The organism is Streptomyces sp. NPDC006339 (genome assembly GCF_040612775.1).
Classification (GTDB): domain Bacteria; phylum Actinomycetota; class Actinomycetes; order Streptomycetales; family Streptomycetaceae; genus Streptomyces.
Genome location: NZ_JBEXQW010000003.1, coordinates 64,120 through 90,977, shown reverse-complemented (window position 1 = coordinate 90,977; position 26,858 = coordinate 64,120). Strand labels below are relative to the sequence as shown.

Sequence of the window (26,858 nt, the reverse complement as noted above, 5' to 3'; positions counted from 1 at the left end):
AGATTCGGGTGCGGGCCGGCCTCGGTGCCGAGGCCGGCGTCATACCAGGCGAGCGGTTACGACAGTTCTTGTCCGTGCCTGATTTCCCATGTTCCGACGTCGGTGTAGAAGCGGCCGAAGTGTCGAAGCCACGCGGCGATGGTTTCAGTCGCTCTCTTGGCCTGCTCATTGGTCAAGCCCGCCTGCTCCTGCAGTGCGTGCTGCAGCTCGACGTTGGTCAGGCGATCACCCTGCACCAGCGTTTGGAGGGCGGGAATCTCTCGCAGGCGGCCTTCGACCCAGTCCGTGAACTCGGCCTCGGTCAAGCCCGCCGGTACGCCCAGGAACGCAAGGTCACGGAGGATGGCGGCTTCCACTGATCGCCCGAATTGAGCCCTGCCGCAGTAGTACGGGTACACAGTCTCCGGACGTCGCGTGACCGGGTACCAGCCCTGCTGTGCTTCCTCTCGTGGCTGGTCGGAGGCAGCAGGGCCATGGGCCTTCAGCAGCTCCGCTTGTTGTCTCACCAGGGCGGCCATGTGGGGCGTCGCCTCGATCGCACGAGCCTCGATCTCGCTGAGCACTCGGGAGACTTCGGGATGCGCTGCTGACGCCTCGACCAGGATCTCGATGTTCGGGTTCGGGACCCGCCCGGTGGCCTTGCCTGTAAGGTTGGCCGACCCGATCAGGCAGCGTTCGCCGGTGAGGTAGAGCTTGGCGTGCAGGCTCGGGCACAGGGCGACGTGCAGCCGCTTGTCGTCCTCCGCGAGGGTAATGATCTCGGGGTCCGAGACCCCGGCCGCCACCTCCTCGGGGGTCCACCGCGTGATGCACTCGATGGTCTCCACTGAGTCGGGGACGGCAGAGAGGGCGGCTGCCAGCACTTCGCGCTTGATGAAGGGCGCCACAAGGGTTACGCGTCCATGGGCGGCCGTCATCAGTTCTTCGATCTGCCGCCAGATGTGGGCGGGCTCGGTCACGCGTCGCCGGCCTTTCCATCCACGAAGCCACGTGCGTACCGGCCCCAGTCCCGACGCGCGTCCGCGATGCGTTCGCGCTCGCGATCGGGGTAGGTCTCGTCCTCCATGCGCGCCCAGGAGAAGAGCAGCAGCTTGAAGGTCTCGGCAGCTTGGTTGAGCCGGTCACGCAGTTCGTCCACGTCCGCATCCTCCGGGACGTCTTCGAGGACGGTCATCAGCTGAGAGTGCAGGGGGTGCCTCTCGTTGAAGATCACCTGCAGCATGCCAGCCATGAGGTCGATGCTGAAGAAGGCGGAGGTGTCCTGGAAGCTGGAGATCCACCGGGCGCGGAGGTCCTTCTCCAGGGCCTCCTCGACCATGGACTGCGCGGTGTCCTCGTCCAGGTGGTGCCTCTGGGTGAGGGCATCGACCTGTTCCTGTCGCTTGGCCTCGGGGGTAGCGCCTTCGTCCAGCTCGTCGGTCTTGCCGGTGTAGCCCTCCTCACTGCGGCGCTTGACAGCGTCCGTGGCCTTGGAAGCGACGTCGTCGTCGTGCCGCTTCTTGGTCTTGCGGGTACCGACCGTCTGCTGCTTCAGCTGCCGCCGGATGGCCGGCAGGAGCTTCTCTTCCAGGTAGAGCACCAGGTCGATGAGCGGAAGACGCGGATCGCCGAGTTCGGCGAGGCGCTCCTTGAAGCCCTTGAAGGACTCGCCGGCCTCGGCGTGGGCCTTCCAGTCGAAGTGGGCCAGGGACGAGAAGACGGTGGCGCTCTGCTTGTTGTTCGTCACGCCGAAGATGGGGTCGAGCTCCGGCGGAAACTCCACCTCGATGCCCCACCACCGTTCCGTCGGGTTGTAGCCGATCGCCCAGGACGAGTCGAGATCCAGCTCCCTGCCCTGCCGCACGAGCGAGATGCCGACGTTGCGGCTGGCGTGCTTGCCCCACGGGAGGGTGCCGGGGTCGGACGTGCGGCTGATGCCGTCAGGCCACGGGTGGCCTTCGACGTCGGCACGGCGGGCTTCCGGGCGAGCGATGGAGGCTCGGACCGTGATGTTGTGCTTCTTGCCCTCGTGGATCACGGGGAAGTGCGTCACGCCAGGTTCGGACTCGCTGCCCATGGAGAAGGGCATGAACATCGGCTTGTCCGAGAACGGCTCCGGGGTGGAGGTGTGAGCCATCAGGTAGAGCGGGTCGTTGGGCACCGCGTAGTACTCGCCGTCCGTGACCTTGCCATCTCGGACGGGAGCCATCCGGATGTCGACGCGTCCATCGTGGAGGTAGTGCCGGTAGACGCGGCCAATCAGATCAGCGGTGTTCTTCAGGGTGGCAGCGGCTCCGTACCAGTTCACCTTGTCGAGGTCGGTCCAGACGACGAGTGTGCCGGCGTCGCTGAGTCCCTCGCTCAGATCCCGCCACTCGTCCGGCAGCGGGTCGTGCGTGGGCTCGGGAACGTCATCGATCGAGCCCTCTTCGATCTCTTTGAGGTCGAGATAAGTGTGCATTGCGTTCCCCGGGCCGTTGGTCCACGACCAGACGTCCAGCCGGGTGCACTGGGACATGCTGGAGTTGGGCAGCCCCATGCCGAAACGGCCGATGCGGCCGGGGTCGGCGCCCTGGCCGTCGCCGTACTTCAGGGCACGCCGCAACTGTGGGGGTTCCATGCCGTGGCCGTTGTCGAGGACGGCGATGGTCTCGACGCGATGGCTGGTCCGGGTGCCGACCTTTACCGGCTTCTCGCAGGCGAAGACCTCCACGAGTGTGGCCTTGGCGTCGATGCTGTTGTCGATCAGTTCGGCAAGGGCGTAGGCGGTGTTCTTGTAGCCGCTGTCCCGCATGGCCTTGACGGTCAGCGAAGGGCTGACGATCCGGTAGTTGCTGCCGTCGCTGGTCACGCTGTCTCCCATACGTCTTCCCAGTTGGTGAATGCCTCTGCTACGTCGCCGAACCCGGGGAGTTCCGGGTTGACGACGGTGACGATCTCGCAAGTGGGGGTGCCGCCGGCCTTGGGGCCGCGGATGACTCGACCGACCATCTGGCTATAGAGCACCAGAGACTTGGTCGGACGGGCGATCACTGCCGCACTGGCGGCTGGGGCGTCGAAGCCGGTCGTCAGGACGCCGAAATTACACAGAACCATGGGGCGCCGACCGGACCCCTTGAATCGAGCGATGACCTGGCTGCGGTGCCGGGGGGAGGACTCGCCGGTCACGAACTCGGCATCGATGCCTGCCGCCGACAGCACGGCCGCGATCAACCGGCAGTGGTCGACGGACGCGGCGAACACCAAAATCCGGCGGTGCTGCTCCAGCAGCTCCATGATCGTCTGGACAACCTTCAGGTTCCACTGCTCGTCCCCCGCGAGCTCGGCCATCATGGCGGCCGGGATGTCGAACGACCGTGCAAGGAGCTGCTGATCGCGGGCCGACAGGTGTACGCCCGGCTCGGAGGCCACGGTCCGCATGAGCGGCTTTGCCAGGTACCCCTGTTCGATCAAGGCCGTCACAGGGTTGGTGTAGCCCTCGATCTCCAGCATGATTTTCTGTCGGGAGAAGTAGTCGGAGAGCTCCTCGTCCTTGGAGATGTCGGCCCATGTACGTCCAGGGGTGGCCGTCAGCCCAAGAAGACTCGCGTCGTGACGGATCGTCAGCTCATCGACGACTCTCTGGAAGGTGGGAGCGATGATCTGATGTGCCTCGTCGAACACGGTCAGAGTGCTGCGAGCCGCGAGGGTGGCCAGAAACTGTGGGTTCGACTTGGCTGTCGAGACGGCCTTCTCCAAGCCGAGAACGACTAGACCGTCGGTCATGCCTGCGAGTTCCACCGGGGCGTTGCCCCACGCTCTGAGGACGGGGAGCGGACGATCACCAACCTTGGCCCAGGCGCGCTCGAACTCGGCGGCGGCCTGCTCCAGCAGTTCCTGCCCGTGCGCCAGCCACACCACCACGGTGGGTTCATGCTGCCGCAGGTGATCACAGATCAGGCTCATGCCCGTCCGGGTCTTGCCGACGCCGGTGGGCAGGTGGAGCACTGTGCGCCGCGTGCCGTCGTACAGCAGTTCCTTGACCCGGGCTGCCGCGTGTCGCTGATGCGGGAACAACCCGTACTCAGGTGCCGCCTCCTGCTTCAACGCCGGTGGGAGGGACGGCACTCGATCGATCGTGAAGCCCAAGAACTCCAGGAGCTCTCGCCGCTCGTCCGCCGTCCACTTCAGGCTCCGCAGGTAGTCCAGTGGGGTCTGATCATCACCTGCGGAGCCAAGCCGCTGCGCCAGCTCGGCCTGCTTGGGGCCCGGAATCATGGCTATGAGCGCGGAGCGTTCGACCTCGTCAGTGACCAGACGCTCGGCGTCGATGGCGATCGGAGCCACGGCACGCAGACGGTCATCTGCCGCCGCACCTCCCTCGATCAGATCGAGCAGGGCGCACAGCTGCTCGCCCAGATGTGCACGGATGTACGACATGGGCGCATCGGCAAGAAGAGCCCTGAAGGACATCCCCGGTGACCACGTCGTCACGGCATCACCTGCCCGATGCGTTGCGGGCAAGAGCCCGCACACGCGTCGGTCAGCACTGTCGTCATGAACCCACCCCCAGTTCGAGCACACCAAGCACCGCTCCAACGGGCAGGTACTGCCACGTCGCAGCGTGCGAACACCCTAATTGGGGGCACTGACAGTCAGTGCATCATCAGACGAAAAGCCCGGCCAGGACCGGGATTTGTCTCCTCACGGCCAGGTCTTACGGGTCCTTGGGGGATCTTTCTGTGAGCGAGTTGCAGGCCCTTCGCATGATGTAGAACATTCGTTCGGTAAGCGGTCTGCGACACCACGCTTCTGAGTGATTCGGCTAGTGGATCTCGCTGCGTGACTAGGATCGCTTCGTGCTCCTGGTGGAACCCCGGATGCGGGAGGAGCTTTCCACCAGCAGTACATTGGTGTGCGACACGAGCGAGACGGGGTGGCAGATGGTGAACGAGTCCGATGGGTCGGTTATGTCCTATCTTGACTACAATGCCACCGCTCCGATCCGGCCGGAGGCTGCTGCGGCCGTCATAGAAGCCATGCAGTCCGTCGGAAACGCCTCAAGCATGCATCAACCGGGACGGCAGGCGGCGCACAGGGTCGACATTGCTCGTCGACAGCTAGCCGACCTGTTCAACTGCTCACCTGGCGAGATCATCTTCACGTCCGGGGCGACGGAGGCGAACAATCTGGCCCTCCGTGCTGCCTATACGGCTGGAAGTTCGCTCGTTACGAGCCCCTTGGAGCATCCTGCTGTGCTGGAGACGGCCCGGACGGTGACCGCCGAGCGGCCCGAGGATCTTGTGCTGCTGCCGGTTGGTGCCGACGGCCTGGTGGACCTGCACGCTCTGGAGCAGGTCTTCTCGGCCCGCAGAGGGGGCTTGGTCTCCTTGATGGCGGCTAACAATGAGACCGGCGTCCTGACGGACCTTCGGGTTGCGGCGGAGGCGGCCCGCGAGGCCGGTGCCCTCCTCCACACGGACGCCACGCAGATGATCGGCCGGCTGCCCGTAGACGTTTCCGAGCTTGATGTCGACCTGCTGTCCTTGTCGGCCCACAAGTTCGGCGGCCCGCAGGGCGTTGGTGCGCTGTACGTGCGGCGCGGGACGTCGCTGCCGCACAGGCCGCTCCTGGTGGGCGGCGGACAGGAGCGTGGCTGGCGCGCCGGCACTTTGAATGTGGCGGGGATCATCGGTCTGGGTGCTGCGGCCGACGCCGCGCGACGCCGCCTCGGTGAAGAAGCCGAGCGTGTGGCAGCGCTGCGTGATCGCCTTGAGCGCCTGCTGACCGACGCTCTGCCTGAGTGCCGTATTAACGGCAGAAGGGATCAGCGACTCCCTGGCGTGACCAGCATCACATTTCCGGGCGTGCCTGCCGATGCTGTCCTGGCCGCCATGCCCGACGTCGCCGCTTCGGAGGGAAGCGCGTGTGCGTCCGGTGCCCCGACGCCGAGTCACGTGCTCCTGGCCATGGGGCTGAGTCGGGACGACGCCGACAGCACGATCCGCTTCTCGCTGGGCTACGCGACTACGGACGCCGAAATTGAGTACGCGGCACAAGCTGTCGTACGGGCCGTGACACAGGTTGGTTCCGCGTTGGCCGCAGCCGATGGTCCTCGGTGACCGTTACCCCGTTTAACACCTCGTTAGAGAAATCGCATAGGACACGGAGAGGTCCCTGATGTCAGACAGCCGGCTTGGGGAAGCCGCCCATTTTTCTTTCGCGCGACACGAAACCTTCGCGCCCCGCTTCGGCTGGCTGCACAAGGCGTACATGCAGGTCAAAGACGACCCGAGTGCCTTCCTCGCGGATGACGCCCCGGTGCTGTTCGGTGTGGGCAAGAACATGGTCAATGCCATGCGTTACTGGTCGCGGGCCTTCAAACTGACCCGCGAGCACTACCCGGCGACCGGCGCGCGCTCCAAGTACTCCTACCCGACGTGGGAGGCCCGCTGGCTGCTCGACGAGGACGGAGCAGACCCCTACCTGGAGGAGAACGGCAGCCTGTGGCTGCTGCACTGGTGGCTGGTCTCTTCCCGTCCCGGGGCTAAGTGCTGGGCGCCGACCTGGTACACCGCCTTCCACCTCGCGCCGTTCTCCCGGTTCACGGCGGCCGACATGACCCAGGTCGTTACCCGGCACGTGAACTTCTCCTACAAGGAGAGCCCGGTCGAAGCGTCGATCGTCCGCGACATCGACTGCTTGACCAAGATGTACGCGCGCAGCGCTCCGGAGAAGGCTGGCTCCCCGGGCAGCTATGAGGATTTGCTCGCCTGCCCCTTCCGCGAGCTCGACCTGCTGACCTTCGTCGGCACCCGTGGCAAGCCGGAGTGGCAGTTCACCAGCGGACACCGCACCACGCTGCCCGCGCGAGTCTTGGCCTACGCCTGCCTCGATTACGCCGCCAAGTTCTCCCGTCAGGCCAACTCGATCTCTGTCGCCCGCCTCGCCAACGAGCCAGGCTCCCCGGGGCGCGCCTTCCGGGTTCGCGAAAACGAGATCGTCACGGCACTGCAGAAGGTCGCCGCGGACCACCCGCAGCTCAGCCTGACCGAGGCCGTGGGACAGCGCAGCCTTGCCTTCACGGCCGACCCCTTCGGCCTGGCCTGGGAGGTACTTGACGAGCAGTACGACTTCGTTACTCGCCGCCCGGGCTTTCCGACCCGCGAGGAGTGGGCCGCCAAGTTCCCCAAGCTCGCCGAGGCCGAGCAGAAGGAACTCACCACCAACACCGCCGAAACCACCGAGCCACTCTTTGAGGAGACCGCGTGACCACCGCAACCCCCACGCGGACCTCTAGCAGCGCCGCGAACTCCGCCCCGCAGTTCCCCGCCGGCATCGAACTCGTCGGCTCCCAGATGCGCTCGACGAATCTGGAACGCGACGTCACGGACGCCCTGCACGACCCCTACGTCGGCGCCCGGGCAGTCGACGTTCTGGAACGCATCGCCAGCGCGCTTGCCGACCAACGCCGCACTCGCGCCTGGTCCTTCACCGGCCCATATGGATCCGGCAAGTCAACTCTCTCCAACTTCATCGACGCCCTGCTTGGGCGGGACGCCAAGCGACGCAGCGAAGCCGAGCGCATCCTCGACGAGGCCAGCCCTGCCCTCGCCCAGCGCCTGGCCGCAGCGCGCGACGCCATCGCCCCCGAAGGGTTCCTCGGCGGGGTAGCCACCGCACGCCGTGAACCCCTCGTCGCCACGCTCGCCCGGGCCCTGCACACGGCGGCGGAGCGACGCTGGGGCAAGCGCGTCCCGAAGGCCATCGCAGCGGCTCTCGCTGCATCTGCCGACCCGGACAGCGCCGGCGCCAAGGTCATCCTCGACGCCGTAACGGCACTGACGGCGGACGGGCAGCAGCCCCTGCTCCTCGTCATCGACGAGTTCGGCAAGACCCTTGAACACCTAGCTAGCCACCACGAGTTCGCCGACGCGCAGAATGACCTGTTCCTTCTGCAGGAACTCGCCGAGAAGTCGGCTGGCCCTAATGGGCTGCCCGTCTACGTGATGACCCTGCAGCACCTTTCGTTCATGGACTACGCCTCACGGTCCAGCGAACTGAAGACCCGCGAATGGGCCAAGATTCAGGGCCGCTTCGAAGACATCACCTTCGTGCCCCACCACGGTGACTCCCTGCACCTGCTGCGTCGCCGCCTCGACCACTCAGCCGTCAGCCCCGTGGGCAAAGCCCTGATTGCCACGTCGGCCCACGCCTCTGCGGAGATCTGGACGGAGCATGGTCTCGGGGTCCTCGCTGAACTTGGTCCCGAACACTTCGCCGACCTGTATCCGCTGCACCCGATCACGGCCCTCGCCGCTCCGATTCTCGCTGCCCAGATCGGCCAACACGACCGCAGCCTTTCAGGCTTCCTCAACAGCGGCGAACCCAATACCGTCCGCCACTCGCTGGCGCGGCACAGCACCGAAGAAGCCGACCATGCGAGCACGGTCCGGCTGCCACAGCTGTACGACTACTTCCTGAATTCTGGACGCACTACCCTGCTCGCTTCCGCCAACGCGAGCCGGTGGATCGAGGTCGATGCGCGTATCCGGGACGCCAACGGCCTCCCGGACGCTGATCAGGACATTCTGAAGACCATCGGTGTCCTCAACCTGATCGACTCCGACGGGGCCCTCAGCGCCACCGCCCCGATGATCCACTTTGCTCTCCACGACCCCACCGAGGTGGCCGACCCCGACGCCTTCACGGCGCTCGAAGAACGGCTCGCCGACCTCGTCCGCCGGGGTTTCGTGGTTCACCGCGAGTTCAGTGGCGAGTACCGGGTCTGGCAGGGCACGGACGTCGACATCGACGGCCGACTCAAGGAAATCATCAGCCACTTCGATGACGCATCGGTCATCGATCGACTCGGCGGGCTCGTCCCGCAGGCATTCGTGGCCGGCCGTCACAGCCAGGTCACCGGCATGATGCGCGTGTTCTACACGGCGGTCAGCGGTTCGGAGACCAAGACAGTCGCTGCCCCAGATGAGCTGAGGGAGCCTGCAGACGGTCTCGTCGTCTTCCACCTCGGCACCCAGGCCAACCGGCCGAACGTCGATTCGCCCCTGCCCGTGCTCGTCGGTACCACGCCGCAGCCCGATGTGGTGCTCACGACAGCCACCTACCTGGTCGCGCTCAAGGAACTGAGCAACGACCAGGGCCTCGACCACGTCGCCCGGCGCGAAGTAACCGAGCGGATCGTGCAGGCCGAGGCGGAGCTGCTGGAGCTGATGCAGGACGCCTTTTACCCGCCGTCCTCCGACGCATCGTGGAGCCTGTGGCACAGCGGCATTGCCCCGGGCGAAGAACCCGCAGCCTCCGACCTGACGGCCCGGAGCCTCAGCGGACTGGTCTCCCTGGCCTGCGAGTCGGTGTACCCGCACACGCCGCACATTCGCAACGAGATGCTCGGTCGCCACGTCCTGACCAGCCAGGCCGCCCAGGCCCGCGGCATACTGCTGACGGCCATGCTCTCGGCGTCCGGGCAGAAGAACCTTGGCTTCAAAGACGGTTACAAGCCCGAGCGCGCCATGTACAGCGGCGCGCTCGCCTACCTGGGACTGCACCGCGAAAACGGTGTGGCCCAGGCCGAAAGCCAGCAGGAAAGCCTGCTTCCGTACGGCTTCTCGTCGCCTGGTGAGGGCCACGAGCACGCCCAGCCCGCCTGGAACGCGTTGAACGAGGTGCTCACCGGCGCCACCGAACGACTGAGTATCGAGGAGGTCATTCGGACCCTGATGAGCCCGCCCTTCGGGCTCAAGGCCGGAGTAATCCCGGTGTTCCTAGTGCCAGCGCTCGTCATCCGCCGGCACGATGTCGCCTTGTTCGAGGAAGGTACCTACCTGCCCCGACTGACCGTTGACGTGGTCGAGCGCCTCGTCAAGGGCCCGGGACGCTTCTCCGTGAAGTACACGCCGGCCGGAGATGGCCAGCGCGGCAGCATCATCAAGAAACTGATGGTCTCCCTCGGCGTGGAAGCTCCACGCTCCAAGGCTCTGCGCAACCCCGACCTGCTCGCGGTCGCCAGCGCATTGATCACCCGGGTGGCCGACCTCAACAAGTACGCGCGCACGACCAAGAACATCTCCGCCGATGCCCGCGCCGTTCGCGCCACCATCGCCAAGGCGGTAGACCCCGACGAGCTGGTCTTCCACGCACTGCCCAAGGCTCTTGGCCTGCCCGAGGTCCCGGCAGGCACGCGCACCAACGCAGAAGCGGCGAACACCTATGTCGAACGCCTCACTGCGGCAGCGGACGAGCTCGTCGCGATCGAGAGTCGGCTGCGCGCGGAGGTCGTCCGAGTCCTGGCCAAGGAGTTCCGCCTGCCGACCGAACTGTCTGAGCTGCGCACTCAGCTGGCGGCCCGGCTGCGAGGCTTCGCGGACGCTGTACTGACACCAGACCTGCGGGGCTTCGTCGACTTCGTCCTCAGTGACAGCCTGGAAGACGACGACTGGCTGGAACCAATCGTCGTACGCCTCACCAACTCCGCTCTCGGCGACTGGGACGACCACGAAGCCAAGGTCTTCCCACAGAAGGCCCGGGCGATGGCTGCAGCTCTGGATCGCGTAGGACACCTGCACCACGCCGGACGCGAGGTCCGGAGTCGGGAAGAGAAACTCGACGCCCAGTTGTTGACCTTGACCGACAGCGCCGGCGTGGAGCAGCGCACGCTGATCTACGTACCCGAGCAGGCACGCGGCGAGGCCGACACGCTCGCTGCGGACGTCCTGAAGCGGGCGGAGAAGGCACTGGGGCCGGACGGTGCACGGATCCTTCTCGCTGCCCTCGCCCAGCGCGTTACCGAAGCCGCGACAGCGGCGAGTGAAAGGAAGGCACAGGGATGACCGACGAAGCCGACACCAAGAAGGTCCGGCACGTGCTCGGCATCTCCGGTGGCAAGGACTCGTCTGCGCTCGCCGTCTACATGCGTGACCGAGTCCCGGAGATGGAGTACTTCTTCTGCGACACCGGCGCCGAGCTGCCTGAGACCTACGAGTACCTCAACCGGCTCGAGGCCGCGCTGGGCAAGTCGATCGTGCGGCTCAACGCCGACCGCGACTTCGACCACTGGATGGAGGTCTACCAGGGCACCCTTCCCAGCCCGCAGATGCGCTGGTGCACCAAGAACCTCAAGATCAAGCCTCTGGAGGACTGGGTCGGCGACGACAAGGTCATCTCCTACGTCGCCATCCGCGCCGACGAAAACCGCCTCGGCTACGTCAGCACAAAGCCGAACATCGAAGCCGTCTTCCCCTTCCGAGAGGATGGCATCGACAAGGACGGCGTCATGCGGATCCTGGACGAGGCCGGCATCGGCCTGCCCGACTACTACGAGTGGCGCACCCGCTCTGGCTGCTACTTCTGCTTCTTCCAGCGCAAGCACGAGTGGGTCGGCCTCAAGGAGCGCCACCCCGACCTGTTCGAACGGGCCATAGAGTACGAGGAGAAGGTCCGGTACCGGCACACCGCCATGAAGGGGCGCAACTACACCTGGTCGCAAGGTGAATCCCTTCAAGAGCTGATCGAGCGCAAGGAAGAGATCGAGGCCAAGCACCAGGCGGCCTTGGAGCGCGCTGCCAAGCGCGTCAAGCCCAACCGGCCCCTCCTGGAAGTCCTCACCGACGCCCTCGACTCCGATGACGACGAGGCAGGCTGCTCCGTTTGCCACCTCTAGCCAGGTGACCCCCGGTCACTTGACCGGGCAGAGGCCCGCCTTGTGGACGTACCGCGAGGCGGGCCTTTTCCATGGCTCTCTGAGTGGCTGTCAGTCCTACCTGTCACACTAGATGTGCCAGAGCCGCAGAGTCGTGTACGGGGGGGCTATCTGCATGTCGGTTTCGAGCATGACCGGTCGAGACGCGCTGACCCGCATGGTGCAGAGGCACCGTGAGGAGGACAGCCCGGGGTTGCCCATCGAGGTCGGTCTGCTGCGGATGCTGGACGGGGAGAGCTGCCGACAACTTGATCAAGACCTCCGCGAGTTCGCCTCGCCGTGGGAAGTTCACCAGGCCACTGATACCCTCGCGCCCGCCCTCCCTGACGAACCGGGCTTGTACATGTTCGTCTGGCGGCCTCAATTCCAGTTCGCGGTCGATAGCCGTCCTACCTACGGAAGCTTCCCGCAGCTCCTCTATGTCGGGCAGGCGGGAGCCTCCAGGTCCGACTCCGGTAACACCATTCGGCAGCGCTACAAGGAGTACCGCAGGTATTTGCGCGCCAATCCCGAGAGCTTGTGGACCGACAGTGAACCAAAGACCAGAGAGCAGCGGTTGAGTCGCTATCTTCCGCTGCGCCCCATGGAGTTCTGGTGCACCACGGTGACGGACCGAAACCGGATCCGGGGACTGGAGAAAAGGCTCATCCGGTTGTGGAACCCCCCTCTTAACGACTCTGATCGCCCCAAACTGCGTGGGCGTCTCGGTGTTCCCCGAGCCGCCTGGACGTCCTGACCGCCGCAGCATAAGAAGAGGTATCTATGCCCTCCAAGACGTTCGTTCCTGCCTTCGAAGCCAAAGTGGGGAACTGGAAGTACTACTCGTGCCTTATGAGCTACGCGGCGGTGGCACGGGAAATTAGCTTCGCGCACGAGCTAGGTGGCAACCAGGACCTGGGGACGATGATTCAGCGCGGCGTTGGAGCGCGCACGGCTGAAATCACCGACTACCTATTGACGAACGAGAACCGATTTCTCGGGGCCATTATTGTCGCGGCCTGGGGAGGCGCTCCGGAGTACATCCCGCTGGAGATGGAGAAGAATTCTGAGTACGGTGATGTTCTCGCTGGCGTGGACCGCAACTTTGGAGTTCTAACCTTTGACGGCACCCACCAGTTCTTCGCGCTGGACGGCCAGCATCGTTTGAAAGCCATCAAGGACGCGGTCAAGCGGAACCCGGAGTTGGGGCGCGAGGACATCAGTGTGATTGTGGTTCCGCATTTCGATGACGAAGCGGGACGCCGTAGGACCCGACGTCTCTTCACCAATATCAACCGCAACGCTGTCAAGACCACCGCACAAGAGAATATCGCCCTCGATGAGGACGATGGTTTTGCGATTCTGACCCGCCGCCTGCTCGACGACCATGAGTTTCTTGGACGAAAGGGCGTGGTGCAAGTCTTCAGTAAAGTGGGCAACGAGGGTGAACTAAAGCTCGCTACCCGTCAGGTGGGTGTAACTGGCACCGCGTGGACGACGATCGGGGTTCTGTACGATCTGCTCACGGACTTGGGTTTCGGTCTGCATGAGAGCATGAACAAGACCTCTCAGCGAGCAACGGACGACATCCTTGACGAAAGTTACGAGGTACTCGCCAAGCGCATTGATGAGCTGCTCGCTGCTTGCGGGAACATGCGGGAGCGCTATGAGGCGCACGCGGCGCCTAAGGATCTCCGTGCGCCTAAGGGCCGAGATGGGGATGGGCATCCCTTCATGCGCCCCGCTGTCCAGGTCCAGATCGTCCGAGCTGCCCGTCACATCATCGAGCAGAATCTCCTGGATTGGCCGGAGCTCCTGCGCCGCTTGAGTGAATTGGACTGGAAGATGACCTCTGCGCCGTTCTCGGCAGTGTGGCAGGAAACTCCGGATGGAAGCCGGAAGGGAAAAATGATTCCGGCCAAGGACAACAACCAGGCTCTTTACGAATTGCTACTCGTCCATCTCGCCCCGGCTTCTCGTGCACAGATCGACCGCGCTATCCGTACATACCGGACGGTGAAGAACGAGCGCTACGCCGTGTCGGCTGATGAGCTGGCACGACGGCTGCCCCTCGCTGAGTAGGTAGCCAACTCTTCTCCCCGGTGCGTTGCCCGCCGTTCTGCTGGCCAGGTCGGGGTCTTAGTGGTCTGCCCAACGGATGCCCCTGCAGCACCGTGTGCGCTACCCAACGCGTATGCCCCCGCGGTATCCCCGTCCGCGGGGGCATACGCGTTTCCGTAAGTTTTACCTGGCTGATGCCACTGCCAGTCAGCGTCGCTGATGTGGGAGATCGTCTGCCCACAGTGCCAGATACGTCTCGGGAGTTGCTGCTTCGAGTAGGCCAGGGTGCTCATCGATGTCGAGCCGGGGTTCCTGGTGGGTGGGTAGGAGGTCGCGCCACTGGCGCTCGGCACCGGCTTCGTACGCGTCGCGCAGGCGTTCTCGGACGAGCTCGCGCTCCTCCTCCTGTGCTTCGCGAAAGACACGCCTTTGAGTACGGCGGCGTTGCTCCTCGGCCTCTTCGTCGGCTGGCTCGTCCGCGATGTGCTGGTCCTCGGCACGTAGGCCCGGCGTCCGCTCCGCGATCAGCTGGTCCTCTCGGTGGAGCTGCTCGCAGGTGGCAAACAGGCGGCGCGACATGCCCAGTTGCACTTCGGTGCCGGGAATGCGGCAAGTGAGGAAGTCGTCCAGGCCGACGCCCCGTGCGTGAAAGCGGAGTGTCTCTTGATCTTCTTGCGCGGTCTCGGCGCGTACATGAGCCCGTAGCTCATGCGTGGCTGGATCGCGTTCCAGGGGCGTGGTCAGACCAACGAGGGGGCGTCGGCGGGTGGAGCGGTCCACAGGAAGGCCAACGGTGCGCAGCCGCGAGGGAGGGATGGATCGCAGGACAAGGTAGGTCAGCATCTGCGCGCGGGCAGCGATGAGGAGGGCGTCGTCGCTCTCGGCGAGGTGGCCCTCGGGTGTACTGGGCGCCGTGGGGGTGCTGTGGCCGCCGGCCGATTGTGCGGGCGGGCCATGGTGATGGCCGTGGTCGATGGTCAGGAACAGATCCCCTTCGGGCTGTACGGACGCACCGCACAGAATGCGGCGATGCGCGTAGGCGCGCAGCACTTTGCTGCCCTCTTCGAGCTGCTCCCACCCCTCGACGAGGCGCTTCTTGCGGACATCGCCGCCCTTGGCCTCGATCAGCCAATACGCGTTCTCGGCCTCCCCACAGGTCCGGGAGCGTGCGGGTCGGGTCCTTGAAGTCGTTGGTCAGGGCGGGGATGGGACCCCCGTCCTCAAGGTGCCAGGTCTGCCCGAGACCCATGAGCGATCGGCAGACCCACTCAGCCATGGTCATGCCCAAGCGATTCCGAGCATGCTTTTGGCGGTTCGTTCGGCGCCGTGCTCGTACACGACATTCACGGTCAGACGTCGGCCGGAGCTGTGTGGGAGGGGATGCTTCCAGGGCGACGTTATGCATGCCGAGGTAGGCGTACAAGGGAGCGACGTGAGCCACCAGTTCACCCCGGGCCAGCTGCGGCACGTGGTGCAGCCAAGGCACAACGTCCCTGCCCACCTCGGTGGCTGCCTTTACTATCTCCCGCCACGTGGTCGTCGGCAGGTACCAGACGTCGTCCTTCGCCGGGAACGCGCCCGGTGAGGACCACGCTTGGTGGTTGGCGGTGCCCCACTTCTGATAAGGCCGTTTCGCAGGTCCGCCGCGGAAGAGCACTGGTACGTCCGCGCTGTCGACGAAGGTCTGGGGCGGGGCATCATTCATGTCGGCGAAAGTCACCAGGACACCGTCGCAGGGACGGCTTGCACCGAGACGTCAGTCGCCAGTCATTAACACGCCGTGGCACGCACTGAGGATGGTGGGTTGCGCGTTCACATTTTTCCAGTCGGCATGTGTTGTGAGGAACAAAGGCCGTAAGGGGCCGGGTGGGCCCGGACGTAACGTCTCACAGCATCTTCACAGGCCGAAGCCCCTCGCGGAAACAATCCCGGGCCCGCCCGGCGTTGTGGATCACCGAGCCGAGGAGGGGGAGGTGTCGGGCCTGAAGCTGTTCCACACGACGACGAGCGGCGCGACCGAGGTCGCGCCGCGTCTTGCTGAGACCGAGGCAGATGTGCAGGGTCTGGTCGAGACACACATGGAGGCGCTTCTGGGCGTCCAGTTTCTGGCGAGCGAGTACAGCACTGGACCTGTACATGGGGGCAGGATTGATTCGCTCGGTCTGGACGAGAACGGATCGCCCGTCGTTGTGGAGTACAAGCGCGGTCTCGACGCCGGCGTCATTAACCAAGGGCTGTTCTACCTGCGGGGGTTTTCCTGGTGAATTTGGATCTCGCGGCCTGAGAGGCTGTTCGCGATGTTGATCACTTCCAGCAGGGAGGCGCTCGAACCACCGCCCACGTTGATCACTCCGCTGGCGGTCGGGATCGTGGCCGCGGCGATGGTGGCGGCGACCGCGTCGTCGATGTACGTGAAGTCCCTGCGCTGGTGCCCGTCTCCGTACAGACGTAGTGCCTGGCCGGTCAGGGCGGCCGTGAGGGCGCGGTGCGTGAACATGTCGGGGCGCTGCCGGGGGCCGTAAACGGTGAAGTACCGCAGTGCGACGACGCTGGTGGGGCAATGGGCCTGGGCGGAGTGCGCGAGGCAGAGCTGCTCCTCGGCGAGTTTCGTGACCGCGTACGGGGATGCCGGCTGTGGCCGGTCGGTTTCGACGCTCGGACCGCCCTCGGTGGGGCCGTAGACGCTGGAGGATGAGGCCACCACCAGCCGGGGAATGCCCATGCGGGTGATGGCGTCCATGACGCGGTGGGTGGCGAGAACGTTGGAGGCGACGTACTCGCTGAACTTCGGCCCCCAGGAGGGGCGTACCCCGGGGATGCCGGCCAGGTGAAAGACGGCGTTCGCGTCCACGAGAAGCGGCTCGATCGCGCAGTTGAGGAGGTCAGCGGTGATGTGCATGTACCCCGGGAGCCTCTGCAGGGCGGCAAGGTTGGCTGCGGCCGTGGGGTCGGTGGCCGGGTCGCGGCGGTCGACGCCGACGACGACGGCGCCGGCCTGGACGAGGGCATGGGCGAGGTGGGAGCCGATAAAGCCGGCGGCGCCGGTCACCACGGCCCGGCGGGGGACGGTGGTGGTCAGGTGGGATGCGTGCTGTGACACGGAGTTCTCCAGGAATCCGAGGAGGGTTGTGGTTCAGGCGAGCCGGGCGAGAACGGTGCGGCCGTGGGCGCTGAGGGCGAGATCGTCCTGCTCGTGTCCGCGGACCAGGGCGGTGACGGCCTCGATCGCGCCGAAGGACTCCAGCAGTCGCTGTTCGGTGTCGTTCAGCGGCGTTCCGTATCCGGCGAAGAAGGCCGTGCGGAGGTAGGGGGCGGCCTGCCAGCGGCGGAATTCGAGCCGGGCGAAGTCGCGGATGCGGGCGTCCCGGCGCATGTGCTCGAAGTCGCACATCCCGAAGACCTCCCCAAGGAGCCAGTTTCGCGGCTGGTAGTCGAGGTGGCACACCGCGCTGTCCATGAGCGTGTTCGCCAGGACGTCCGCGCTGTGGCTCATGCGGTCGCGTTCGGCCGTGGAGATGAGGCCGGCCCGGTCTGCACGGACGATCCACTCGCGTAGCCGCTGGGCGAGTTCCGTGCCGACGGCGCCGGTACGCGGTACCGAGGTGGCGTGATGCAGCTTGCCCAGCACCCGCCCGGCCTCGTAGTGAGCCTGCTCCTCCTCCGGCGACCCGGGCGCGACCGTATCCGCCCGTACGCCGCGCACCGCGGTGAGCAGCAGGGTGCATGTTCTGTCCTGCTTGCCCACCACTCGGGGGACGTGCCCGATCAGGTGAGCTCCCCAGGCGAGATAGGCATGGAGTTCTCGGGTGTATCGGTCGCGTGCGCTGTGCTGCTTGGCGAAGAACTCATTGCCGTCGGCGTCGACCAGACGCAGGACTCGGGGCGGGAGAGTCGGATCGTGCACGATCCGGACCGCTCCGAGCGCGCCGCGTGCCAAGCTCAGGCGCGGATCATCGGACAGCGTGATCACGCGACAGCCTCCTGCGCTAACTCGGCCAGGTGCTCAGTGTCGTTGTGACGGTCGAGCATCCACCGTCTCTGTCCGAGCCGGTTGAGGTGGTGTTGCCACCGGGTGATGGACCCGTGAGAGACCGTGAATCCGGCCGGCGATCCGAGAGGAATACCCAGGAGCAGGGTGTGGGCGACGATCACGGTCTCGCCGTGCGCGGCGAACAGGATGCGCTCACCCTCGTGATGGTCGATGAGCTCCCGTAGAAGGCGGCCGGCCCGCTCCAGATAGCCGTTCCACGTGTCGGATCCAGCAGCCCAGGGCCTGTCCGGATGGGCGTGAGGCCCGCCATCGGCGGCGGTCTTCACCTCGGCCCAGGGTCTGCCGTCGGCGGCACCGTGGATCGGACCATCGAGGCGGTCGTCGGTGGACATGGGGAGGTTGAGGGCCTGGCTGATGATTTCGCCGGTCTGGCGCAGACGGAGGCGCGGGCCGGCGTACAGCGCGTCGAACGGCTTGTCGCGGTGCTCGGCGGTGAGGCGGAGTGCGACCCGTTCGGTCTGGGCGTATCCGCGGTTTGTCAGCCCGGTGCAGGTGCGCGGGCCGCCGACCAGGCCGTCGACGTTGCACTGGGCTTCGCCGTGGCGGACGAAGACGAGTTCGGTGGTGATCATGCGGATCCTTGGGTGCAGGGTCGGGGCGACCAGCTGTAGCGGTAGCCGTTGCGCCCGGCGTAAGGAGCGGTCAGCACGGCGTGCAGCGCGAGGAAGTCGTCGAGCCGCTCGCGATCTGTAATGCCAAGCCGGGGGTCGTGGCGTACGGCGGCCTCGTTGTAGGCGCGCAGGGCGGAGTCAATGGCTGGAGCCGGCAAAGGACCGTACGTCAGGACCAGCGACGCGATCAGCTTCGCCAGGTCGTAACCCATCGGCGCCAGCGTCAGATCGTCGGTGTCGACCGTGTAGATCTCGTCGGCCTCGGTGATGATGAAGTTTCGCGCGTTGCTGTCCTTGTAGAAGGCGGTCGGCCCCTCGGCGGTCTTCTCCAGCAGCGTCAGCAATGCGTGCAAGGCCGCGCGGTCCGGCAGGTACCCCTGTTCCAGCCTTCTTCGCAGGGCAGCCTGCCGGGGATTGATGTAGTCGCCGAACGCGATGCCGTCACGGAAACGGTGGGGCCTGTTGAGCGCGGCCGGCCGGAGGTCGGTGGTCCAGGCGGCCCCGTGGGCGTCGCCCAGTAACCCAGCCAGGGCCGACAGGTCCTCGGTCCGGGCAGGACGGCCGTCGATCCACTCGTAGGTCAGGCTTGTCGGCCCCACCACCCTCAGCGCCGGCAGCCGCAGCGGCGGTGCATGCTCGGCGAGCCAGGCGTGATGGCGGGCTGCCGAGGCCACCCGGCCGGGGGTCTCGTAGTGCTTGGTGAACTGGAGAACGCTCACGACCGTCCTCCCCCTGACTGGGCCACTACGAAGGTGACGAGGGACTTGGTGGCGAGCGGCCGGTCCGGCAGGAACTCATGCAGTGTTGCCGCGAGCGCGCCCGGATTGCCGTAAAGGCCCGGGGCGAGGTCGTACTTCGGGTTGGTGGCCAGGTACTCCGCCACGTGGTCGTGTCCGTCGAAGGTGAAGCTGTGTTCCTCGTGCTCCACACCCAGTACGTCGAGTGACGCGGTGGCCAGGTCGACGAGGTTGCCGCTGTGCGCCGAGCTGTACAGGCTCTCGTGTTGCTCGGCCCGCGGGTCGAGGCCAGCGGCAGCGACCAGCTGGTCCATCTCCCGGTAGCTGTCGAGCCCCTTCGTGACGAGCACCGCCAGCCCTCCCGGGGTCAGCACCCGCCTCATCTCCGCGACCACGGTCTGTGGCTGCGGTGAGTGGTAAAGGCAGAAGGCTGCGACGGCGACGTCAAATGACTGGGCAGGAAGCGGCAGTTGGTGGAAGCTGCCCATGAGGAAGCTGACGGGGATGTCGGGGAGCCGTTGCGCGCGGCGTAGGGCCTGCTCGATCAAGGCCGGAGCCGCGTCGAGACCGAGTACCCGCCGCGGCCGGAGTTGCTGGGCCAGGGCCAGACTGCTCGTACCGCGACCACAGCCGACGTCCAAGACCAAGCCGAGCTCGTCTGCCCGCTCGTGGTGGGCGCGCACCAGGCGCACGATCGTGTCCGGTACCGGGCATCCGGAGGTTTTCGCCCGCATCAGGGCATTGGACCGGCTGGCCAGCCGAGAGGCGTGCCCGTACAGGTCCGCTTGCCGAGCGGGGTCCAGGAAGGGGTTGGCGCCGCTCATGCCGCACCCTCCCCTCGGGGGTGCGGAGCGCTCAGCGGTGCTCGGCGGCGACCTTGCGCAGCCAGCGGCGCGTCTGTCGCCGGTTGCGCAGCAGCACCACGTCGGCACGGCCCGAGGCGAATTCCTCGATCTTGGCCATGACGCGCGGGCGCATCTTGCGGCGGTACGTCGCCACGTACTTGATCACGCCCCAGTGGATGCGGTTGTGCACCCCGTTGCCCTTGTGCCCTGCCCCGTGCCGGATCTGGCGGGAGAAGATCCCGTACAGCGCGGCCACGGTCGCGACGTCCATGAGTACCACCGTGTCGCAGGCTTCGAGCCGGATCTGCAAGGTGGAGTTGTAGTTCCCGTCGATCACCCACTTCGGCTGCGCGACCAGGTCCCGCTGCAGGGCGGCGAACTTCTCCATGGGCAGCGCGTTCCACGCGTCGTCGTAGAACGCGGCGTCCAGGTGAGTGACCGGGGCGTCGAGGATCCTGCCCAGCTCGCGTGCCAGGTAGGACTTGCCGCTGCCCCCGCAGCCGACGATGGCGACCTTCTTCATGGTGCTCCAGCGTAGAGGCGCTCGGGTGCCCGGTCGGACCGGCCGGTCGGACACGTTCGGATGATCCAGGTGCCATGGCCTGGGAAGGCAGCCGCATCACGCCGCTCCCCGTTCCACATCTACGGGGCTGGCGGTCGTGTCCAGGACGGCTTCCAACGCGCCGATCTGCCGACTCAGGCGGAACAGGTCCAGGCGGTCCAGGCACGCCGCGATCAAGTCCGCGTGCTGCTGAGTGCCGGCGATCCGCTGGAGATGGGCGAGCCGCTCGATCACCTCGCTGCCGGAGCTGACGATCAGATCCTTGGGCACGAAGCGGTCCGCGTGCAGGATGTCGGCAGGGGCGAGCGGTAGGCAGCCGGCGAGGACAGCCTCGAAGATCCGCTGCGTCATCTGCCCGACGACGGCGTACCGCTCCGGCAGCATCAGCACGGTTGCCAGAGACCTGCCGTACACGGCGTGGACCGCCTCGAAGGGGAGCCTGCCGAGGAACCGGACGTGCGGCCAGCGATCGGTCTTGGTCCACTTGCCCCCGACCAGGTGATCGAAGCGGGTGGCGGCTGGCGCGAAGAAGCGGTCGAAATGCTCGTCGCGGTCGTACTGGTTGCCGACGTACCCGAGGACGAGGTCCCTGGGCTTCTTCGCGAGCACGATCGGATCCGCCTCGTCGAGAAGACGGTCGTCGACCGGGAAGAGCAGGCGGTGGGCGCCCGGCGTCGGCTCGAGAGCGGCCTCGCACACAGTCGTCTGGCGGATGCGCCGCCACACGCTGTCCGACCGGAGCTGGCGGTCCTTATCCCAGATCACGGTCGGGGTTCCAAGCCGAACCGTGTACCAGGTGACCAGCTCTGTCTGACGGTGCAGGTCGCAGGTGTGCCCCGCGGTGGCGCACGGCGTGGTGTTGCGCCCGTCGATCGCCCAGCGCCACTCAAGGAACAGGACGTCGATGTCCGGGGTGCCGCTGTGGAAGGCGTAGGCGTTGCCGAGGTCGTCGCCGGCCTCGTTCAGGTCGCGGTTGGCCTGCAGGAAGACGATCTCGTGGCCGCGGCCGAGGAGGGCGTCGATCAGGGGGCGACGGTGGCTGCGGCCCCCGTCCGGGGTGTCGGTGATCCCGTTGCCGAGGAATCCCCAGAAGCTGTATCCGATCTTCACTTTGTGATCCACCGGCCTTCCAGCAGCAGGGCGTCCAGTCCGGAGTTGGCCAGGCAGTCCAGGGCCATCTCCGGTGTCCCGCAGATCGGCTTGCCCTTGACGTTGAGGGAGGTGTTGATCAGCACCGGCACCCCGGTGCGGCGGGCGAAGGCATTCAGTACGTCGTGCATGAACGCGTTCTGCGACCGAGTGACGGTCTGAAGGCGTGAGGTGCCGTTGGCGTGCACGATGGCTGGCACGCGCTCGCGCGCCTCGTCGGTTACGCCGGACGCCATCGACATGTACGGCGCCTCTTGGCCGAGGGTGAAGAACTCCGCGGCGCGCTCGGCCAGGACCATGGGAGCGAAGGGGCGGAACGGCTCCCGGAACTTCACGGTGGCGTTCAGACGCTCGACGACCCCGGGTTCCAATGGAGAGGCGAGGATGGAGCGATTCCCAAGGGCGCGGGGGCCAGCTTCGACTCGTCCCTGGAACAGCCCGACGATCACGCCGTGGGCAAGCTGGTCGGCGAGGAACTCGGCGGACTCCACGCCCAGCGTCTTCTGCTGGAGCCCGGGCCACGGCGTGAGGTCAAGGGCCTGGTGCTGGTACGACGGGCCGAGATAGCAGGCCCGTGCGACGCCGGACACAGGCCGCCGGCTGCGGCTGCCGGTGTGCACGGCGATGGCGGCCCCGATCGCGGTGCCGGCGTCGCCCGGGGCGGGCGGGACGAAGACTTCGTCGAAAATTCCGGCCTCGATGATCCGCCCGATGCTCACGCAGTTCGTGGCGACTCCACCACCGACACACAGGCGGCGCGATCTGGTGATCGTCCGCGCCCGGCGGGCCAGATACAGCATCACCTGCTCGGTGCGCTCCTGGAGCGCGGCGGCCAGATCCCGGTGGACGTCTTGGATCGGCTCGCTCGGGTGACGCTCGGGGCACGTCTCGTCCATGAAGCGGCGAGAAGTCCTCGGGTAGCCAGAGATCAGCACGCGCGGCGGGAAGTAGGCGGGGTCGAGCGAGAAGCCCGTGGGTGTGGTGCGCACCGCCCGGGCAAAAAGGTGGCGGAACCGCTCCGGATCGCCTAGGGCGGCGAGCGCCATCACGGTGCCCTCCTCGTCACCACGGCGCCACCCGAGGTGCTCGGTGACCGCGCCGTACATGTAGCCCAGGGAGGCAGGGTCGTTGATCGCCTCCAGGGTGCGGGTGGAAGGGTGGAGCGCGTCCTGTCCACGGGCGATGGTCGTTGTCTGCCGCTCGCCGAGGCTGTCCACGACGAGAACGGCGGACTCGTTCCACCCGGAGGCGGCGAAGGCCGTCAGCTGGTGGGCCTGGTGGTGCAGGACAGGTGATACGCGGGCGGAGGGGAATTGCCGGCCGAGGGCGCGGGTGCGCAGACGGGTGCGCAGCGCCACCTTGGCGAAGCCGTGAGCCCTCGGCAGCGCCCGGTCGCGCGTCGTCGGCGACAGAGACAGGCGCAGGGCTGCCGGGGACTCGGCCAGGTAGTGGGCGGGCTGGAAGTTGTAGGCGACGGCGTCGATGTCGGCTGCGGTGAGCTGGGCCTCGCCGAGCAGCCACTCGACTGCGTGGTGGGGGTAGTCCTTGGTGTGCTTGTGCTGAGAGAGGCGCTCCTCCTCCACGAAGCCGATCAGCTCCCCGTTTACCAGGAGGGCAGCGGAGGAGTCGTGCGTGAAGGAGCACAGTCCGAGGATGACCGAGGGCGCGCGGTCCATGGTGGCCATCACCGTGTCCCCGCCGTCTCGCGCGCGGTCGAGGCGCTGGCATGGCGGTTCAGCACGCCGTACCAGGCGATGAGCGCCTCGCCCAGCGGCCCGTCGATCTTGTCGGCGACCCGCCATGCCTGCTCACGCGCGCCGTCCTTCCACAGGCGGTAGCTGCGCAGTGTCTCGGCCATCGTGTCCCAGCCCGGGTGGCCGGTCACGTCCCGGGCCTCGACCTGGTCGAGCAGATCGTCGAAGCCCCGCCACGGTGTGGTGAGGTCCGGCATGACCGGGCTTGCGGTCACCGCGGTCAACTCTTCCGCCTGGTCGAGATGGTTCTCGTAGATGTGCAGTGATCCCACGTGGTGGTGGAACTCGCCCAGCTCGGCGCCGAGCCAGCCCGCGACCAGCTCATGCAGCACGGTGTAGAAGAACAGGTCGTACGGCATGCCGATCCACACGTCCTGACCACGCATCGTCGTCGACATGTGCAGGCGGCCGGTGCGCAGGTGGAAGCCGAAGCCCAGTGTGCAGGGCACGTCCTTGTGCCCGGCGGCGTCCTGGGCTGGGTCGTAGAGCTGGATCAGGGCTCGGCGGGAGTCGGGGTCCTCTTTGAGGATCTCGACGACGCGGCTCAGCTGATCCACTTTGCCGGCCCACTTCCGCATCCGCGGCCCGTACGCGCCCCGCAGGACACCGTCGTCGGCGTACTGCCGCAGGCGTGCGTTGTAATCGAAGATCCACGGGGCGTCCGAGCCGGAGAGGTGCCACACGGTCTCCGCCACGGCGAACGCGGGGTTGATGACGCGTGCCGGCGGCGCGTACAGCAGTCGAGCCCGCGGCTGCGTCAGCCGCATGTGGACGTCTCGCACCTCACGGGTCGCCATGCCGCGAGGGCTGACCCTCTCGCCGCTCTTGGCCAGGGCGACAGCGCCGACGAAGAGTTCGGCGACGCTGTCGGCGGTCAGGTGTGTCATCGGACAGGTACTCCTTCGCCCTGCGGCCGTCCGGACTCGGCGGCGCGGGCATCGTGGTTGATGTGGTGGGAGGGCATGACGTGGCCGCCCGAGCGGCGGGTAATGAGGCATGCGGCGTCGGCTGCGCTGTCACCGCGCCACCGGCACACCGCGTCCGTTGCCGCTCGGTCGGCAGGCGGGCGCGGACCGCGCAGTGCGACGAGGGCGTCGGCGATGTCATCGGCGGTGCTGCACCTCTGTGCAAGGCCGTGGTCGGAGAGTCCGAGGGTGCGCTCGCCGGGCGAACCCAGTTCGAGCACTGGCACGCCCACCAGCGCGGCTTCGATGCCGCACGTCGAATAGGCGCTTGCCAGGGCGTCGGCACCGGCGAGGCAGCCACGAGCGCCGACCCGGGGATCTGCCACGGCCACGAGCGGCCGACCGTCCCGTTTGAGCAGGGGGGCGAAGACGTCGACACTCTGTGCCGGATGCGGCGCGATGACGAGGCCCCAGTCGCTGCCGGCCTGCCATAGACCGTCCAGCAGCAGGTCGGCCTGGGCCTTGAGCCGGTCAGGACCGAAGGGCTGGCAGGCCCACACCGCGATACGGGCAGGACTGCGACGCGGGCCGTGGGCCAGCAGATGTTCCAGGTAGCGCCGCTGGGTCTCGCGGCCGAGGCCAGCGAGTGCATCGAAGCGGGGCTGGCCCAGGACATGGACTTCGGCGTCAGGGTGGCGCACCCACGCCTTTGCGAGGGGGAGATCCCGCTCGCCCATGACCACGATGTGGCGGCTGTGCAGCGCGGGCCATACGACCGACTCCGCCGTCCAGGCCCCGTGCTGGACGTGCACCGTGTTCACCCCATGGCGCTCTGCCACATGTACGGCCAGCGCACCCAGTGGGCTCGTGTCGTTGCTGACCAGGACGGTATGCGGCCGGAGGGCGGTGAGGACGCCGTCCAACCATGTCTCCGCCCGCACGACCGATCGCCACGACGGCTGGGTGCACCCGCCGCTTGTCTCCAGCAGAACGGACACGAGGCGGACCAGTCGGGCCAGTTGAACGTCGTGCTCGCCGACTCGAACGACGCGGCCATCGTCCTGCAGCCTCAGCCTGTCCACGGCGCCGGAAAGGTCGAAGAGACCGGTCGGTGGCGAGCACAGGTTCACCCCCGCGACGCCCGAAGCCGGGCACCGCTCCGCCGGGTCGGTCGCCAAGTCCACCACGAGGCTGGGGCGCCCGTTCCGGGCTAGCTCCTCCAACACTGGTAGCAGAGTGGCCGCGTGACGGGACGACCACGACAACGCCAACACCTCGCTCACTGGAAGCTCCGAGGGAGCCGGACTCGGCATCGATGCGGCCGCCAGGGCAGGAGGGAGATTGCGTAACTGCGCGGAGCGGAGGGGGTTGTGAGGGGCTGGGGCTCCGAGCAGGTAGGCGATGCCAGACCAGGTGACGGTGTACGCCTGGTACTCGCGGGAGCTGCTCGACCGCAGCCCGACGAGTCCTTCGTAAGGCGCGAGCCTCACCCGACCTGGGGCCTTCGCGAACGGCTCCCACGCGCTGAGCGCCGCCAGCTTACGTACGACCTGTGCCACCAGGCGCCGCGCCGGCACGTGCTGGACGTACAGCCACCCGGCGCCACCCGGCGTCCTCGCGAGGTCAGCGCCGTACGCTTCGAGGGCCTCCATCACATGGTCGACACGCGCTTCAGCATCGCGCGGGTCGATGGGCAGGGCCTCCAGTTGGGAGGTGGTGATCCGGTCGGACTTCATGGTCGCGAGCGCGCCCTCGCCGACCAGCGCCCAGAGGGGCTTGCCATCGGAGTCGACGCGGGCGATGCCCAAGGCGCTGCGCTTGGTCGGCGTCATACCAGGCTCCCTTCGAGGATCGGCCCGGTGTCCATCAGCCGCAGCAGGTCCTTCGGCGATTTGGCGACGACGGGGACCGGAGGGGTCGGGGTGCCGTAGCCCCAGGCTGCGTGCACGTACGAGACGCCGGCGCGACGGGCTGCCTCCTGGTCGACCGCCATGTCTCCGACGTACAGGGCATCGGCCGGGTCGGCGCCCAGGTCGATCAGGGCGAGCAGGATCGGGTCTGGCGCGGGTTTGCCCCGCCCTACCCCGTTCGGCGTGCGCACCGTGGCGAAAGGGACGCCGAGCTGAGCCAGGAGAGGGGCGGCTCGCGCCAACGGCTTGGACGTGACAATCCCCAGCCGCCAGTCGGCAGCGGCGAAGGCATGGAGGACCTCCGCGACGCCGTCGAACTGTCGGGCGAGGTGAGAAGCGGCCGTTGACGCCTTGGCGTAGGTCTGATGGATCGACTCGGCGTCAGCGAGCCCGAGCTGCTGCATGATGTCGGAGAAAGGGCGGCCCAAGTGCCGTTCGTACTCCCCGAACGGCACGTCGAGGCCGTGGTCCTCACGGACCTGGCGCCACGCGCGCTCCATGACCGGGCGGGTATCGACGAGCACGCCATCCAGGTCCAGCAGCAGCACACGTACGGCTTCGGTGTCGAGGCCCAGCCTCGTTCCGCCGGAGGTGGGCGCGGGTAAGGACGTAAGCCG

General features: G+C 66.8%; 21 protein-coding genes and 1 pseudogene. 7 read left to right on the top strand and 15 right to left on the bottom strand.

Annotated features, from left to right (window positions below; translation table 11 throughout):
• Positions 1-56: 56 nt before the first annotated feature.
• The 3 genes from ABZ135_RS03255 to ABZ135_RS03245 are packed head-to-tail and all read right to left on the bottom strand — an operon-like array spanning position 57 to position 4,452.
• Positions 57-959 (bottom strand): phospholipase D family protein, encoded by a 903-nt coding sequence (locus ABZ135_RS03255; protein ID WP_356691240.1) that lies wholly within the window; start codon positions 957-959, stop codon positions 57-59.
• Positions 956-2,842, bottom strand: coding sequence for an ATP-binding protein (locus tag ABZ135_RS03250; RefSeq protein WP_356691238.1), 1,887 nt, complete (start codon positions 2,840-2,842; stop codon positions 956-958). Before ABZ135_RS03250 ends, ABZ135_RS03255 begins: the two co-directional genes overlap by 4 nt.
• Positions 2,827-4,452, bottom strand: a complete 1,626-nt coding sequence (locus tag ABZ135_RS03245; protein ID WP_356691237.1) for a DEAD/DEAH box helicase family protein — start codon at positions 4,450-4,452, stop codon at positions 2,827-2,829. Before ABZ135_RS03245 ends, ABZ135_RS03250 begins: the two co-directional genes overlap by 16 nt.
• A 365-nt stretch (positions 4,453-4,817) precedes the next feature.
• Between ABZ135_RS03245 and ABZ135_RS03240 the strand changes: the two genes are divergently transcribed.
• The 6 genes from ABZ135_RS03240 to ABZ135_RS03215 all read left to right on the top strand — a co-directional run bounded on the left by ABZ135_RS03240 (position 4,818) and on the right by ABZ135_RS03215 (position 13,738).
• A complete protein-coding gene (locus ABZ135_RS03240) occupies positions 4,818-6,080 on the top strand; it encodes a cysteine desulfurase family protein (protein ID WP_356691235.1) in 1,263 nt (420 codons plus the stop codon).
• Positions 6,081-6,138: 58 nt separating this feature from the next.
• A complete protein-coding gene (locus ABZ135_RS03235; RefSeq protein WP_356691233.1) occupies positions 6,139-7,230 on the top strand; it encodes a DUF4007 family protein in 1,092 nt (363 codons plus the stop codon).
• Positions 7,227-10,808 (top strand): ATP-binding protein, encoded by a 3,582-nt coding sequence (locus ABZ135_RS03230; protein ID WP_356691231.1) that lies wholly within the window; start codon positions 7,227-7,229, stop codon positions 10,806-10,808. The genes ABZ135_RS03235 and ABZ135_RS03230 overlap by 4 nt, the downstream gene beginning before the upstream one ends.
• Positions 10,805-11,638 (top strand): phosphoadenosine phosphosulfate reductase family protein, encoded by an 834-nt coding sequence (locus tag ABZ135_RS03225; RefSeq protein WP_208898294.1) that lies wholly within the window; start codon positions 10,805-10,807, stop codon positions 11,636-11,638. Before ABZ135_RS03230 ends, ABZ135_RS03225 begins: the two co-directional genes overlap by 4 nt.
• Before the next feature lie 169 nt (positions 11,639-11,807).
• Positions 11,808-12,413, top strand: a complete 606-nt coding sequence (locus ABZ135_RS03220; RefSeq protein WP_356691229.1) for a hypothetical protein — start codon at positions 11,808-11,810, stop codon at positions 12,411-12,413.
• A 26-nt stretch (positions 12,414-12,439) separates the two neighbouring features.
• Positions 12,440-13,738 (top strand): DNA sulfur modification protein DndB, encoded by a 1,299-nt coding sequence (locus ABZ135_RS03215; protein WP_356691227.1) that lies wholly within the window; start codon positions 12,440-12,442, stop codon positions 13,736-13,738.
• Positions 13,739-13,924: 186 nt separating this feature from the next.
• Here the strand turns inward: ABZ135_RS03215 and ABZ135_RS03210 are convergent, their stop codons facing one another.
• Positions 13,925-14,767 (bottom strand): hypothetical protein, encoded by an 843-nt coding sequence (locus ABZ135_RS03210; protein WP_356691225.1) that lies wholly within the window; start codon positions 14,765-14,767, stop codon positions 13,925-13,927.
• A 923-nt stretch (positions 14,768-15,690) separates the two neighbouring features.
• On the opposite strand from ABZ135_RS03210, the pseudogene ABZ135_RS03205 reads away from it, so the two are divergent.
• A pseudogene (locus tag ABZ135_RS03205) lies at positions 15,691-15,963 on the top strand (transporter); the annotation flags it as partial.
• Here ABZ135_RS03205 and ABZ135_RS03200 read toward each other — a convergent pair.
• The 11 genes from ABZ135_RS03200 to ABZ135_RS03150 all read right to left on the bottom strand — a co-directional run bounded on the left by ABZ135_RS03200 (position 15,957) and on the right by ABZ135_RS03150 (position 26,789).
• Positions 15,957-16,817 (bottom strand): NAD-dependent epimerase/dehydratase family protein, encoded by an 861-nt coding sequence (locus ABZ135_RS03200; protein ID WP_356691224.1) that lies wholly within the window; start codon positions 16,815-16,817, stop codon positions 15,957-15,959. The pseudogene ABZ135_RS03205 and the gene ABZ135_RS03200 overlap by 7 nt on opposite strands.
• 33 nt (positions 16,818-16,850) lie before the next feature.
• Entirely contained in the window at positions 16,851-17,687 is an 837-nt protein-coding gene (locus tag ABZ135_RS03195; protein WP_356691223.1) for an aminoglycoside phosphotransferase, read from the bottom strand.
• A complete protein-coding gene (locus tag ABZ135_RS03190) occupies positions 17,684-18,340 on the bottom strand; it encodes a histidine phosphatase family protein (protein WP_356691222.1) in 657 nt (218 codons plus the stop codon). Before ABZ135_RS03190 ends, ABZ135_RS03195 begins: the two co-directional genes overlap by 4 nt.
• Positions 18,337-19,098 carry a phosphotransferase gene (locus ABZ135_RS03185; protein ID WP_356691220.1) on the bottom strand — a complete coding sequence of 254 codons (762 nt, stop codon included), beginning with the start codon at positions 19,096-19,098 and terminating at the stop codon, positions 18,337-18,339. Before ABZ135_RS03185 ends, ABZ135_RS03190 begins: the two co-directional genes overlap by 4 nt.
• Entirely contained in the window at positions 19,095-19,940 is an 846-nt protein-coding gene (locus tag ABZ135_RS03180) for a class I SAM-dependent methyltransferase (protein WP_356691219.1), read from the bottom strand. The genes ABZ135_RS03185 and ABZ135_RS03180 overlap by 4 nt, the downstream gene beginning before the upstream one ends.
• A gap of 31 nt (positions 19,941-19,971) precedes the next feature.
• Entirely contained in the window at positions 19,972-20,484 is a 513-nt protein-coding gene (locus ABZ135_RS03175; protein WP_356691217.1) for a topology modulation protein, read from the bottom strand.
• A gap of 96 nt (positions 20,485-20,580) precedes the next feature.
• Positions 20,581-21,633: a hypothetical protein gene (locus tag ABZ135_RS03170; protein WP_356691216.1), complete on the bottom strand. Its 1,053-nt coding sequence runs from the start codon at positions 21,631-21,633 to the stop codon at positions 20,581-20,583.
• Entirely contained in the window at positions 21,630-23,348 is a 1,719-nt protein-coding gene (locus tag ABZ135_RS03165; protein WP_356691463.1) for a carbamoyltransferase C-terminal domain-containing protein, read from the bottom strand. Before ABZ135_RS03165 ends, ABZ135_RS03170 begins: the two co-directional genes overlap by 4 nt.
• Before the next feature lie 8 nt (positions 23,349-23,356).
• Positions 23,357-24,313 (bottom strand): thymidylate synthase, encoded by a 957-nt coding sequence (locus ABZ135_RS03160; protein WP_356691214.1) that lies wholly within the window; start codon positions 24,311-24,313, stop codon positions 23,357-23,359.
• Entirely contained in the window at positions 24,310-26,163 is a 1,854-nt protein-coding gene (locus ABZ135_RS03155; protein WP_356691212.1) for a hypothetical protein, read from the bottom strand. The genes ABZ135_RS03160 and ABZ135_RS03155 overlap by 4 nt, the downstream gene beginning before the upstream one ends.
• Positions 26,160-26,789: an HAD family hydrolase gene (locus ABZ135_RS03150; protein ID WP_356691210.1), complete on the bottom strand. Its 630-nt coding sequence runs from the start codon at positions 26,787-26,789 to the stop codon at positions 26,160-26,162. The genes ABZ135_RS03155 and ABZ135_RS03150 overlap by 4 nt, the downstream gene beginning before the upstream one ends.
• Positions 26,790-26,858: the final 69 nt, after the last annotated feature.

Bases quoted from the DNA above. Each gene is read 5' to 3' on its own strand.
- ABZ135_RS03160 (WP_356691214.1), bottom strand. From the start codon at position 24,313: ATGACACACCTGACCGCCGACAGCGTCGCCGAACTCTTCGTCGGCGCT.
- ABZ135_RS03155 (WP_356691212.1), bottom strand. From the start codon at position 26,163: ATGACGCCGACCAAGCGCAGCGCCTTGGGCATCGCCCGCGTCGACTCC.
- ABZ135_RS03225 (WP_208898294.1), top strand. From the start codon at position 10,805: ATGACCGACGAAGCCGACACCAAGAAGGTCCGGCACGTGCTCGGCATC.
- ABZ135_RS03220 (WP_356691229.1), top strand. From the start codon at position 11,808: ATGACCGGTCGAGACGCGCTGACCCGCATGGTGCAGAGGCACCGTGAG.
- ABZ135_RS03190 (WP_356691222.1), bottom strand. From the start codon at position 18,340: ATGATCACCACCGAACTCGTCTTCGTCCGCCACGGCGAAGCCCAGTGC.
- ABZ135_RS03250 (WP_356691238.1), bottom strand. From the start codon at position 2,842: ATGGGAGACAGCGTGACCAGCGACGGCAGCAACTACCGGATCGTCAGC.
- ABZ135_RS03165 (WP_356691463.1), bottom strand. From the start codon at position 23,348: ATGGACCGCGCGCCCTCGGTCATCCTCGGACTGTGCTCCTTCACGCAC.
- ABZ135_RS03175 (WP_356691217.1), bottom strand. From the start codon at position 20,484: ATGAAGAAGGTCGCCATCGTCGGCTGCGGGGGCAGCGGCAAGTCCTAC.
- ABZ135_RS03180 (WP_356691219.1), bottom strand. From the start codon at position 19,940: ATGAGCGGCGCCAACCCCTTCCTGGACCCCGCTCGGCAAGCGGACCTG.
- ABZ135_RS03215 (WP_356691227.1), top strand. From the start codon at position 12,440: ATGCCCTCCAAGACGTTCGTTCCTGCCTTCGAAGCCAAAGTGGGGAAC.
- ABZ135_RS03235 (WP_356691233.1), top strand. From the start codon at position 6,139: ATGTCAGACAGCCGGCTTGGGGAAGCCGCCCATTTTTCTTTCGCGCGA.